This is a genomic window from Rufibacter roseus (genome assembly GCF_001647285.1).
Taxonomy (GTDB): domain Bacteria; phylum Bacteroidota; class Bacteroidia; order Cytophagales; family Hymenobacteraceae; genus Nibribacter; species Nibribacter roseus.
The window spans coordinates 102,217-113,499 of sequence record NZ_LRML01000015.1; the positions used below are offsets into that span (position 1 = coordinate 102,217).

The following is an 11,283-nucleotide window of genomic DNA, read 5'->3' on the forward strand; positions in this document are numbered from 1 at the left end:
CTAAAACAAAATAAGTCAAAAACTATGCAGAAAGATACCACCACGTTGGAGACTTCGGTCGCGTTAGGGAATGTAGAGAAAGCCGCCAAGAATCTGAAGGGAGTCATTTACAAGACGCCTCTCATGAAGAACCTGTGGCTATCGCAGACCTATGCCGCCGATATTCACCTAAAGCGCGAAGACCTGCAGGTTGTCCGTTCCTACAAAATTAGGGGAGCGTACAACAAAATGTCTACGCTGACCCAGGAGGAACGCGAGCGGGAAATTGTCTGCTCCAGCGCCGGCAACCACGCCCAGGGGGTGGCTTATGCCTGCCAGCTGCTGGGGGTGAAAGGCTATATCTTTATGCCCGCCCAAACTCCGGCCCAAAAGGTAAGCAAAGTCCGCCTTTTCGGTAAGGAATGGGTAGAGGTAGTGCTGGTAGGTGCTACCTACGATGATACTTTCAAAGCCGCCAAAGAATTCTGCGACGAGAGAGGCAGCACCTTTATTCCACCCTTTGATGACCTGGCTATTATTGAGGGCCAGGCCACTGTAGGTCTGGAAATTTTCAAAGACGCTGATTTCTCTATCGATTACCTGTTCATGCCCATTGGCGGCGGCGGATTGGCTTCTGGCGTGTCCAGCGTGTTCAAGCAATTGAGCCCCCAAACAAAGCTCATTGGCGTACAACCGGCGGGAGCTCCGTCCATGTACCAATCCATCAAGAATGACAAGCGCGAGGCCTTGGATAAGATTGATTCATTTGTAGACGGCGCGGCGGTGAAATGCCCGGGTGAGCTCACCTTTGAGATTTGCCGTGAGTTGCTGGACGAGGTGATTCTGGTGCCCGAGGGCCAGATCTGCGAAGACATCCTGAAGATGTACAACGAAGAGGGCGTGGTTTTGGAGCCAGCTGGTACGTTGACCATCTCGGCGTTAAAGTCTTTTGCCGAGGAAATCAAAGGCAAGAATGTGGTGTGCGTGGTAAGCGGCAGCAACAATGATATCACCCGCATGGAGGATATCAAGGAGCGCGCTTTGCAGCACCAGGGCCTGAAGCATTACTTCATGGTCACGTTTAACCAACAGCCCGGCGCGCTGCGCACGTTCGTGAACCGCGTGCTGCAACCCCAAGATGACATCATCCATTTCCAGTACATCAAGAAGAACAACAAAGAAAAGGGGCCGGTTTTCATTGGAGTAGAGGTGAAGCACCCGCAGGATGTAGAGGGTATCAAGCTCCGCATGCTGGAAGAGGGTTTCGCTTATGAATACCTCAACGGCAAGCAGGATTTCCTGAATATGTTCGTGTAAAAGTTAATTAGAGTACCTGTTTAGTTTTTGTTTAAGTTAGTGTTGTGTGTTGTGTAAATGCCCTGCTGCTGTAATAGGTGGTAGGGCATCACAGTTTTTAGCCAGACCATTTTTGGTCTGATTTTCTGAAATCAGACCAAAAACAGGATTTTAAAAATTCTACATCAGCCAAGGCCTAGTTCTTCTTTTGATGGTAAAAATATGATAGGGTAATAGCGTAGGGTGAACCAATGAGTCACCAGTAGTATTAGAAATCTCAAAAGAACTTTTTAAAATCTGAAGAATAAGCGTAAATTCCATTAAATCAATTAAATACTATGAAAACAGTAATGCTACTTATACTGGTATTTGGGGGGATAGTTAATGGTTTACAAGCGCAAGATTCCACTGCGGCATCGGGCAAACGAGTTTATCTTTTTGTTGGTGGTTCGGTTCCATTAACCTCTAGCCAAGCCCATATTAGCAATATGTATATAACAGCTAGGACAACAAAAAAACTAGATTTAGGGATTGGTTTATACGGCAGTTCCTTTGCAGATAGCGGTGTGTCAGAATTTGACTTAACCAAGAATCAAGAACCCAGGCATGAGGTTGCGGAATTTAATGTATCAGTGGGGAAAATTATAAATTTTCACAAAACAGGATTCTTGTCTTTGTTTGCCGGACCTTCTTTTGTGCAATACATAATGCCGCATAATTTTAGGTCGACCTATACCGGCGGTTGGAAAGGTTATGATAAATTTGAGTATGATACCCGCACGTATTATTTGCCAGGAATTTCTGCCCGGGCGGATGTGGTGATTTTACCTTTCCGTAATATGCTCCTTTCCAAGAAGGCGACAAGAAAGGTTGATTTTGGCGCCAGTGTGGGCGGCGTGGTAAACTACAACCGGAAATTGACATCTTGGGGTTTGAATCTTAATTTAGTACTAGGCATGTTTTAGCCTTCCTATGCCTAACTGACAACTAATGACAGACTGAGACTTAGGATAGAATTTTCTGTTTTCGGCCTATTTTTAAGAAAAAAGGCTGAAATCGCATGGGTTTGCGCCAATATTGGTAAATTAGTTGTTTGGGCAGGTGATGCCCTTCTTTTAAAGTTGATATGAGAAAAGTTTTTGCTGTTTTTGTAGGTCCTCTGTTGTGGTGCCTTTTTTCTTGCTCTGTTGCCATGGGCCAAAACCAAATCAAGCTGTCGGGATATTCTTTTTCTGCGTCTAACCCCGTGGTGGGCAAAATATTGGCGAGTGAAAAATTACCTAATGTAAAACTTAGCAGCAAAAGTGAGACTTTGTTTACGTTGGGCAAAGACAACACCATTCAGGTGAAAAAGAGCGCACTTCAAACTCCAGCCGATTTTCTGGAGCTGGTGCTGGTTTCGGAGAATGGTAAGACAGACACGTTCCATATTGTGAAGGATGAGTTTGTCTCAAACCGGGTCATTGCCCACCGTGGCGCCTGGAAAAACACCGGAGCCACCGAAAATTCCATTGCCGCTTTGCAACACGCCATAAAAATGGGCTGCACCGGCAGCGAGTTTGATATTCACATGTCCTCTGACTCAGTGTTGTTTGTACACCATGACCATGATATGAACGGGGTGCACCTAGAGAAAACTCCGGCAGCCGAGCTGGCTAAATTGAAATTGGCCAACGGAGAAAGCTTACCTACGTTGGAGGCTCACTTGCTGGAAGGCCTGAAGCAAAACAAAACCAAACTAATCCTGGAAATAAAGCCCTCATCCATCAGCAAAGAGCGCGGGCAGGCGCTGGCGCAGAAAGTGGTGGAGATGGTGCAGAAACACAAAGCCCAGGGCTGGGTTGACTACATCAGCTTTGATTACGATATTCTGAAGAAAGTACTGGAACTGGACCCTTATGCCCGTGTAGCGTACCTGGAGGGCAACAAAACTCCTGCAGAGCTGGCAAAAGATGGCTTTTTTGGATTAGACTATAACCAAGGGCACCTTCAGAAAAATCCTCACTGGATAGAGGAAGCACACCAATTGGGCCTTACCGTCAATGTTTGGACTGTCAATGACCCTAAAGTAATGGACTGGCTTCTGGAACGAAATGTCGATTTTATTACCACCAACGAGCCAGAGCTTCTACTGGAGAAGGTGAAAAAATAAACCCAATTAGCTCCCTTCTGTTTTAAGGCTGTTTTCTTAAAAATAGCCTTAAAACAGAAGCAGAGTACCCACTGCTGCAAGCCTAATCACCACATCAGAAAATTGTGTCATTTATGAAGTTGCCCCACGGCAACTTTGTCCACTTCTATCTATGCCCCCTTTTCTTTCCCTCCGCAATGTCTCTGCCCGCTACGCCAATCATACAGTATTGTCACAACTGAACTGGCAGGTGCAGAAGGGTGAGCAATGGGCAGTGGTAGGGGAGAGCGGATCTGGTAAAAGTAGTTTACTCAAAGCCATTGCAGGGCAAATTGGCCTGGCGCAGGGGCAGATTGATTACGGATTTTATCAGGAGTACCTGACAGAGTATCCGGAGCAGGATGCTTTTTTCTCTTTCCGTGATCTGGTGGCAGAGGTTGGGCAACGGCATGCGTTTAAAAACTTCTCCAGCAACAGCTCCAGCTTTTACTACCAACAACGCTACCACGCCACTGATTCAGAAGATGCCCCAATGGTAGGGCATTATCTGGCTGAAATCAGCTCTTCCTCAAGCCATGATTCGGTGTGGTCTGTGCAGAAAGTTGTGAGCATGTTTAAGTTAGAGGCTCTACTGAAAAAGCAGCTGATCAAACTATCAAACGGCGAGACCAAACGTCTGCTGCTGGCGTCTGCCTTGCTGAAAAACCCGAAGCTGCTGTTGCTAGACCAGCCGCTGACAGGTCTTGACACCCAAACCCGCTCTGATTTCGACCAGCTGATTACCCAAATTGTCAACTCAGGCATCACGGTGATCATGGCCACCTCGCACTTTGAAATCCCCACATCCGTGACCCATGTGGCCACTTTAACCAGTGGCAGAATAACGGCTACGTCTACTAAAGAAGCATTAGATCCTGTAAAGGCCGTTGCCTCGCCAGTCTTTCCAGATGTAGCAGAATTGAAAAGATTACTGACCGTGCATGGCCAAAAAAGCTATACTACCGTGCTGCATTTAAAAAATGTGTCGGTGGAGTACGGTGAGAAACAGATACTTCAAAACATAAATTGGAAGGTACGGCAAGGCGAACGGTGGGCGTTGCTGGGGCCGAACGGTGCCGGAAAAACAACTTTGCTTAGTTTGCTGAACGGCGATAATCCGCAGGCCTTCTCTAAAGATATTACGCTGTTTGACCGCAAGAGGGGCAGCGGCGAAACTATTTGGGACATCAAGAAGAAGATTGGTTTTGTATCGCCGGAATTATTTCAGTTTTTCCCGTACCAGAACAACTGTCTGCAGGTGGTAGAGTCTGGGCTATACGATACATTGGGATTGATCAAAACAAGCTATTCAGAAAACGTCGAGCTGGCCATGCGGTGGCTGAAACTGCTGAGTTTAGAAGAGTTGGCGGAAAAACCGTTGCGGCAGGTTTCTGCCAGCGCCCAACGTATTTGCCTATTGGCCCGCGCCCTCATTAAGAACCCTCCCCTTCTTATTTTAGACGAACCTTGCCAAGGCATGGATGCCCCACAACAGCACCGGTTCAAGCTACTGCTGGAAGCCATCTGTGCCTATAGCAACACCTCGCTCATTTACGTTTCCCATTACCCTCAGGAAATTCCGGCCTGCGTAACTAAAGTCTTGCAGTTGCAGAATGGCGTGGTGCAGGAACATGTATGAATTACAAGGGAATTCAGTAAATTTCCTCTTCAATCTACCTCTTCAGTTCTGCCATGAAAGCCCATTTTTATCAAAACCGCTTTGCTTTGTTGCTTTCTGGCTTGGGCTGGCTACTGATGGTGGTGTTAGTATGGAGCTTACCTGTTTCTTTTTGCGGATACCTGCAGAATGATTCTGACACAACCTTTTGGTACCTGTTGTCAGAGTCGGGTGGGGTGTACGGTACTACGGGTATAGCCGTTTTATTATGTCTATTGGCAGCCAAACCGCAGCAAGAACTCAAGCTGAAGGTTAAATCATTCGCGGCTGCTTTTGGCTTTTTAGTGGTTACCTTAGGCGGAATAGCTCTGCTTAATGAATACGGAATAAAGCCGCTTACCCACGTACCCCGACCAAGCCATCAGTTCTTGTTGGGTAAAGCAGAATTACAGGCCTCTCTCATCCATGAATTTTACCGTAAGGATGTGCCCGCCCGCCAAGATTACCTGAGAAATTATCTGCAGCAAAATCCGGAAAAGTGGGCAGACGTTTCGCCGCAGGTGTTGGCGCACTGGGTAAACGAGGCGGGGTACTCCTTTCCTTCGGGGCACTCTCAGAATGCTTTCATGCTGGGCTCTATGCTCACCATGTGGCTAGGGCTGCAACTACCCCGCAAAAGACGGCCGTGGTTGTTATTGCCGCTGGCTTGGGCGGTACTTGTGTGCTTGTCAAGAGTGGCGCTGGGCGTGCATTCAGAACTGGATGTGTCCTTGGGAGCTGGTTTGGGCTTGGTGCTGGCGTATCTTCTTTCCTTGTCTGGAGTGCTTCAGAAGGTTTTTAAGGTTGCTACCCATCCAGAAGATGCCACCCTTTAATTCAATCAGAAATAAATTTAGCTTTATCCTTATTAAATTATAAAATCAATGACATCTAACATTACATTCAACAACAACTATGAAACAGTTAATTGTAATTCTGATTTTCCTTATCGGTATTCCTAGTGCCAAAGCCCAAGATTCTGTTTTTATAGCTAAACCCCGCATCTATGGGCAGTTGGGAGTAATTTTCCCACTGCCTTACAAGGTAGTGCCAGCTGTAAATGTAGCAGTAGTACTAGAAACGAAAGAAAACTTAGCATTTGGGCTGAGATACTATGGGTACTCGTACAATCATGATGTTCCTGCATCTGATAATGTGTCAGAGAAGTATATTCCGGAGCATGTGTATGAGGAGGCCAATGTAAGTATCGGGAAGGTTTTGCCCCTGCAGAAGAATGCCTTCCTTACCCTTTCTGCCGGTCCGTCTTTTGTATATTATAAAATGCCCTACAATGTTAAGAAAGTACCCTCGCCTTCTAACAGCTGGGGCGGTTTTTTCAACTATTCAATTTATGAGTACGAGGTGATAAGGCATAATATGATTGGCGGTAGCCTGCGGGGCGATCTAGCGCTTTATCCTGGCAAAAAGGTGGGGTTGAATTTCGGAGGATTCTTCAGTTTTAATCAGCAAATGACGTTAGGTGGAGTAGATATTAGCTTGGTGATTGGGAAATCTTTACGTGAGTAGAGTAATAGATAGCATTAATAAAAATTCCATAGTAGGTTTGAGAGTAAGACAACCACGTTGGTTGCAAAGGAAGATTAGTTCATGAAAATTCTATACGGTGTGCCCGGCGAGGGCATGGGACACGCTACCCGCAGTAAAGTCATTCTTACGCATTTACTGGCGCAGGGACATGATGTGCAGGTAGTATCAAGTGCCAGGGCGTATCAATTTCTGAGCAAGGCCTTTCCGGGGCGGGTACACGAGATCAAAGGCTTCCATATTGCCTACCGAAACGCGGCGGTCTCTACCGTAAATACGGCGCTACTCACGCTAAAGACAGCACCGGCTAATCTGAAAATGAATTTTAACCGGTACCGTGAATTGATAGAGCGGTTCATGCCGGAGGTAGTCATTTCAGATTTTGAATCTTTTTCGTTTCTGTTTGCCAAGCACCACCGCCTGCCTGTGATCAGCATTGATAACATGCAGGTGATTAACAGATGCAAGCTAGACATACCTGCTTTGCCCGAATGGAAAAGCAGCTTTCAGGTTGCAAAGAATGTGGTGAAAGCCAAGGTACCTGGTGCGGCTCATTATTTGGTAGCCTCTTTCTTTCAGGCCGAGGTATGTAAAGACAACACTACTTTGGTGCCGCCCATTATTCGGGAAGAAATTCTGAAAGCCAAGTCCATTCAGGGAGAGCATATTTTGGTGTACCAATCCAGTGCCAACCAAAAGAACCTACTGGAAACCCTTCAGCAACTGCCACAGGAGACCTTCTATGTGTATGGGTTTAACAAAGAAGAGCAGCATGGCAATGTGCAACTCAAAGCCTTCAGTGAAGACGGATTTATACAGGATTTGGCCTCAGCCAAGGCGGTGGTAGCCAACGGTGGGTTCTCACTTTTAAGCGAGGCAGTGTACTTGCACAAACCTATTTGTTCCGTGCCTATTCCCAAGCAGTTTGAACAGTACCTGAACGCTGCTTATGTTGACAAGCTGGGCTACGGACGTTACTTCCCTGCTTTCACACCAAATGGCTTGAAAGCATTTCTGTATGATGTGCCTCAGTTCCAGCAGAACCTGGCCGGGTACAGCCAAAATGGGAATGAGTTACTGTTTCAGAAGATTGATAGGCAATTAGAAAAACTGTTTTAGGCTTGTTTTCTGTAAAACAGCTCCAAAATAGCACTAGCCTATTTGCCTGGTAGTTCTTCCAGGTGCACGTAGTATTTGGTAATGCGGTCCCACTGGTAATCCTGAAAACCAGCCCAGCCACCTTCTGAAATGAAGGTGTTCAGCAGGGCACGGTCACCGGCTTCATCTCCATGGTTGTTGATGGCTTCGTGGCGGCCAATTTCAAAGCCCATGATTTTGGTGCCGTCACGGTACACCCTGAACGTGCTGCTGGCTTCCTTCACGAAAAAGTGCTTGATCACTCCCTCTTCACCGGGCTCCGGTTGGGGTTTCTGGCTGGGGTGCACCACAAACTCCGCCACGTCTTCTTCCTCTGTTACTTTAGATATCAATACCCAGTTTTCAAAGGTAGTACCCGGCAAAATAATGAGCATGTAATCGCCCTCAGATGGCTTTGTAGCCGACGACTTCTGCCCCTGTGGCGTGTACAGCTGAAAGGTAGAATTCATGCCTTCCAGCTTAGACCAGTCATTTACGTTGAATAGCTTTTGCTTGCTGCGTTCAAACTCCCGTCGGGCAGTGGCTTCGTCAGGAAAGGTGTTCTCGTTCACGAAGAGCTTGTCTTTTGCCTCTTCGCCTTTTAAAACTTCCCACTCTTTTTTAACCTTATCTAGTATATCTGAAATGGCCATGGCTAATGTTGTTCGTTATCCGTTGCTCGTTATTCGTTTTTTAGAGCAAGAGGTTAGCAACACAGCCAATTTTATTTAGGCAAATGCAGGAAACAAAAAGGACGAGCTTCCCCGTCCTTCCTAATCTACTAAACACTAAACACTACAGCGCTACTTCACCGTAATCCCTTCCAGTACCGGCCGAATCTGGTTCGCTTGAGCCATCATCTCGTAAAGTTTTTCAGTATCCTTGTTGATCAGGCATTCATGGAAACGCTGCAGGTGCTTGATATACTCGCTTAAGGCGTGGCTTAAAAAATGGGCATTCTGTTCGAAAATGGGAGCCCACATGTCGGGTGAACTTTTAGCCAGACGCACGGTAGAGGCAAATCCAGAACCAGCCAGAGTGAAGATGTTTTTTTCGTCTTTCTCTACGTCTAATACCGTCAGGCCCAGCAGGAAAGAGCTCACGTGCGAGAGGTGTGAGATATAAGCCACATGTTTGTCGTGCTCGAGCGGCTGCATAAAAATGGTTTTCATGCCCAAGACTTCAAACACCGCCAAAGTAGTAGCAAGAGCATTTTCTGAAGATAGTTCCTTCTCACAGATAATGTTCATTTTGCCTTGGTATAGCCCTTTGTGAGCTGCGGTAGGGCCAGAGTTCTCGGTACCGGCAATAGGGTGAGCTGCTACATACTGGTGACGCTTGGGGTGGTGGCGCACGGCTTCGCACAGCTGGCCTTTGGTAGAGCCTAAATCAATGACCACGGCGTGTTCCGGCACCAGACTCAGCAGCTCCGGTAGCATTTTCTGAATGGCTGTTACCGGAATAGCCAGTACAATGATATCAGACAACGCAGCAGCCTCTGCCAACGGAAGAACCTGGTCTACAATGCCTAGTTCAACGGCTTTAGCCGCGTTATCCTGATTTTGTTCTACCCCAATAAACTGGTTGGCAAATCCGGCATCTCGTAAATCAACCGCCACAGAGCCGCCAATAAGGCCGGTACCAACAATAGAAATGGTTTTCATAAAAGTAAGCGTACAGCAATTGCCGGCAAGGTACTACAAATCTTGCTCTATGCGTAACGCTGGGCTGCGTTTGTAAGGAGGAGGGTAGAAATGGTGAGATCATATATCACCATAGTTTCTGGCTTACAACACCATGAACTCCTGGTACTCAGGGTGCCGGTTTGCGTATGCCTCGACCACTGGGCAGGAGGGAGTAAACTTCAGGTTATTCTCCTTTACATACCGTAGGGCCGTTTCCACTAGCTGGTCAGCAAGTCCTTGGTTACGGTAGTTTTCCGGAACAAAGGTGTAATCAAAGTCCAGAACATTATCTTCGGTGACGAAGTAGGTTAGTTCTGCTTCTTCCTGATCTAAAGAGGCGTAAAACCGTAAATCGTCTTGGTCGTGGGTAATTTGCAATTTCATGGTTGGCTTAGCTACGTGGTGATGTACATACGTAATGTTTTCAAGTATGATAAGATGGAGTTACTACAGAATTTGCTGTTTGATTAGTTTCCGTTGGTGGCGTTAAGCAACAGAAACCAATCTAGTGTTGTACAAGTACTCAAGATCTAACTCGTTTATAAGCAGCATTTCTTTATATGAATTACATTGATATACTAATTGCATTTATTGTTCTTTCCAGCATTTGGTCTGGTTGGCACCGTGGCTTTGTGCTGGGAATGCTGGACTTGGTAAGGTGGGTGGGGAGCTTGCTTATTGGTTTACGCCTGTACCCCAATATGGCCGAAGTGCTGGAAAAATTGGTAGACTGGAGCGCCACCTGGCTGTTGCCAATTTCCTTTTTTCTGGTAGTTCTAATTGCCAGTATCATGATTCAGAGTTTGGGCAACCTGATTCTGGAAAAGCTGTCTCCGGAAGTGCACCGGCACAAAAGCAATAAATTGTTAGGCCTTATTCCGGGCTTCTTAAGTGGTGTGGTCACAGCGGCCATTGTGGGGGTGCTGCTCATGGCTATTCCGTTTAAAGGCGGTCTAGAAGAAGAGGTGCAAAGCAGCGCGCTGGCGAATAGATTTGCTTCTTACGGTGAACGCGCCGAAATGGCCCTTGCTCCTGTTTTTGACAAGGCGGTGCAGCGTACCATGAATAAGCTCACCGTAAAACCTGGCTCCGATGAAATGATTCAACTGCCTTATAAGGTTGCTGACGCCAAGCCCCGCCCAGATCTGGAAGCTGAAATGCTGGAACTCATCAACCAGGAACGCGCAGCCGAAGGTCTAGAGCCGTTACAAGCCGATACTGCCTTAAGAAGGGTAGCCCGTTTGCACTCGCAAGATATGTTTGAACGGGGATACTTCTCACACTACACCCCCGAAGGCCTCAGTCCGTTTGACCGCATTCGGAGAGGGAAGGTGCCTTTTAGAGTGGCCGGCGAAAATTTGGCGTTGGCGCCCAGCCTTACTATTGCGCACGACGGATTAATGAATTCCCCCGGACACCGCGCTAATATCCTCAGAGACAAATTTGGACGAGTAGGCATAGGCATTTTGAGCGGCGGAGGCCGGCGATTGATGGTGACGCAGAAGTTCAAGAATTAAGGTTCTTTAAATTAAGAATTAGAAATCAGTTTGGTTTAAAGGAGTTCTGGGGCTTGTGGAAAGCGGAAATGCCATAGGCAGAGTGAGAAAACGTTGTATATTTTTGACCTGTTTTTTAAATATAAAGCCCTTACCCCCAGAATCTCAGAGAAAGCGCTGCGCTACGATTTAACGGTGCCTTTTGCCCGTTACGTGGCCTCATGAACCGCAATGACATTTCTTTCCCCTTCAAGCGGTACCAGATTCAGCCGGTGTGGCGGGCCGACCGTCCGCAGCGGGGCCGGTACCGGGAGTTCT

The 11,283-nt window shown here is 47.0% G+C and carries 11 protein-coding genes and 1 pseudogene; 9 read left to right on the plus strand and 3 right to left on the minus strand.

The window, feature by feature from the left end:
- Nucleotides 1-24: 24 nt before the first annotated feature.
- From ilvA to A8O23_RS18065, 7 genes are all read left to right on the plus strand, one after another.
- Nucleotides 25-1,296 carry a threonine ammonia-lyase IlvA gene (gene ilvA / locus A8O23_RS18030; protein WP_066624417.1) on the plus strand — a complete coding sequence of 424 codons (1,272 nt, stop codon included), beginning with the start codon at nt 25-27 and terminating at the stop codon, nt 1,294-1,296.
- A gap of 317 nt (nt 1,297-1,613) precedes the next feature.
- Complete coding sequence (locus A8O23_RS21490) at nt 1,614-2,240, plus strand: hypothetical protein (RefSeq protein WP_153042269.1); 627 nt, start codon at nt 1,614-1,616, stop codon at nt 2,238-2,240.
- Between the two features lie 161 nt (nt 2,241-2,401).
- Entirely contained in the window at nt 2,402-3,427 is a 1,026-nt protein-coding gene (locus A8O23_RS18045) for a glycerophosphodiester phosphodiesterase (RefSeq protein ID WP_239693442.1), read from the plus strand.
- A 151-nt stretch (nt 3,428-3,578) separates the two neighbouring features.
- Complete coding sequence (locus A8O23_RS18050; RefSeq protein WP_066624443.1) at nt 3,579-5,084, plus strand: ATP-binding cassette domain-containing protein; 1,506 nt, start codon at nt 3,579-3,581, stop codon at nt 5,082-5,084.
- Nucleotides 5,085-5,137: 53 nt separating this feature from the next.
- Nucleotides 5,138-5,938: a phosphatase PAP2 family protein gene (locus A8O23_RS18055; RefSeq protein ID WP_066624446.1), complete on the plus strand. Its 801-nt coding sequence runs from the start codon at nt 5,138-5,140 to the stop codon at nt 5,936-5,938.
- A gap of 79 nt (nt 5,939-6,017) precedes the next feature.
- The gene (locus A8O23_RS18060; RefSeq protein ID WP_066624449.1) at nt 6,018-6,629 is read left to right on the plus strand and encodes a hypothetical protein; all 612 of its coding nucleotides are present in this window, start codon (nt 6,018-6,020) and stop codon (nt 6,627-6,629) included.
- A gap of 81 nt (nt 6,630-6,710) precedes the next feature.
- A complete protein-coding gene (locus tag A8O23_RS18065; protein WP_066624452.1) occupies nt 6,711-7,766 on the plus strand; it encodes an MJ1255/VC2487 family glycosyltransferase in 1,056 nt (351 codons plus the stop codon).
- 38 nt (nt 7,767-7,804) lie between these two features.
- Here the strand turns inward: A8O23_RS18065 and A8O23_RS18070 are convergent, their stop codons facing one another.
- From A8O23_RS18070 to A8O23_RS18080, 3 genes are all read right to left on the minus strand, one after another.
- Nucleotides 7,805-8,437, minus strand: a complete 633-nt coding sequence (locus A8O23_RS18070; RefSeq protein ID WP_066624454.1) for a hypothetical protein — start codon at nt 8,435-8,437, stop codon at nt 7,805-7,807.
- A gap of 150 nt (nt 8,438-8,587) precedes the next feature.
- The gene (locus A8O23_RS18075) at nt 8,588-9,448 is read right to left on the minus strand and encodes a prephenate dehydrogenase (protein WP_066624456.1); all 861 of its coding nucleotides are present in this window, start codon (nt 9,446-9,448) and stop codon (nt 8,588-8,590) included.
- A gap of 123 nt (nt 9,449-9,571) precedes the next feature.
- Complete coding sequence (locus tag A8O23_RS18080) at nt 9,572-9,853, minus strand: GNAT family N-acetyltransferase (RefSeq protein ID WP_066624463.1); 282 nt, start codon at nt 9,851-9,853, stop codon at nt 9,572-9,574.
- Nucleotides 9,854-10,029: 176 nt separating this feature from the next.
- Here A8O23_RS18080 and A8O23_RS18085 point away from each other — a divergent pair, with 176 nt between their 5' ends.
- Both A8O23_RS18085 and A8O23_RS21935 read left to right on the plus strand, forming a co-directional pair.
- Nucleotides 10,030-10,986, plus strand: a complete 957-nt coding sequence (locus A8O23_RS18085) for a CvpA family protein (RefSeq protein WP_066624465.1) — start codon at nt 10,030-10,032, stop codon at nt 10,984-10,986.
- Between the two features lie 123 nt (nt 10,987-11,109).
- Nucleotides 11,110-11,283, plus strand: a pseudogene (locus A8O23_RS21935) (histidine--tRNA ligase); the annotation flags it as partial.

Bases quoted from the DNA above. Each gene is read 5' to 3' on its own strand.
- ilvA (WP_066624417.1), top strand. From the start codon at position 25: ATGCAGAAAGATACCACCACGTTGGAGACTTCGGTCGCGTTAGGGAAT.
- A8O23_RS21490 (WP_153042269.1), top strand. From the start codon at position 1,614: ATGAAAACAGTAATGCTACTTATACTGGTATTTGGGGGGATAGTTAAT.
- A8O23_RS18045 (WP_239693442.1), top strand. From the start codon at position 2,402: ATGAGAAAAGTTTTTGCTGTTTTTGTAGGTCCTCTGTTGTGGTGCCTT.
- A8O23_RS18050 (WP_066624443.1), top strand. From the start codon at position 3,579: ATGCCCCCTTTTCTTTCCCTCCGCAATGTCTCTGCCCGCTACGCCAAT.
- A8O23_RS18055 (WP_066624446.1), top strand. From the start codon at position 5,138: ATGAAAGCCCATTTTTATCAAAACCGCTTTGCTTTGTTGCTTTCTGGC.
- A8O23_RS18060 (WP_066624449.1), top strand. From the start codon at position 6,018: ATGAAACAGTTAATTGTAATTCTGATTTTCCTTATCGGTATTCCTAGT.
- A8O23_RS18065 (WP_066624452.1), top strand. From the start codon at position 6,711: ATGAAAATTCTATACGGTGTGCCCGGCGAGGGCATGGGACACGCTACC.
- A8O23_RS18070 (WP_066624454.1), bottom strand. From the start codon at position 8,437: ATGGCCATTTCAGATATACTAGATAAGGTTAAAAAAGAGTGGGAAGTT.
- A8O23_RS18075 (WP_066624456.1), bottom strand. From the start codon at position 9,448: ATGAAAACCATTTCTATTGTTGGTACCGGCCTTATTGGCGGCTCTGTG.
- A8O23_RS18080 (WP_066624463.1), bottom strand. From the start codon at position 9,853: ATGAAATTGCAAATTACCCACGACCAAGACGATTTACGGTTTTACGCC.
- A8O23_RS18085 (WP_066624465.1), top strand. From the start codon at position 10,030: ATGAATTACATTGATATACTAATTGCATTTATTGTTCTTTCCAGCATT.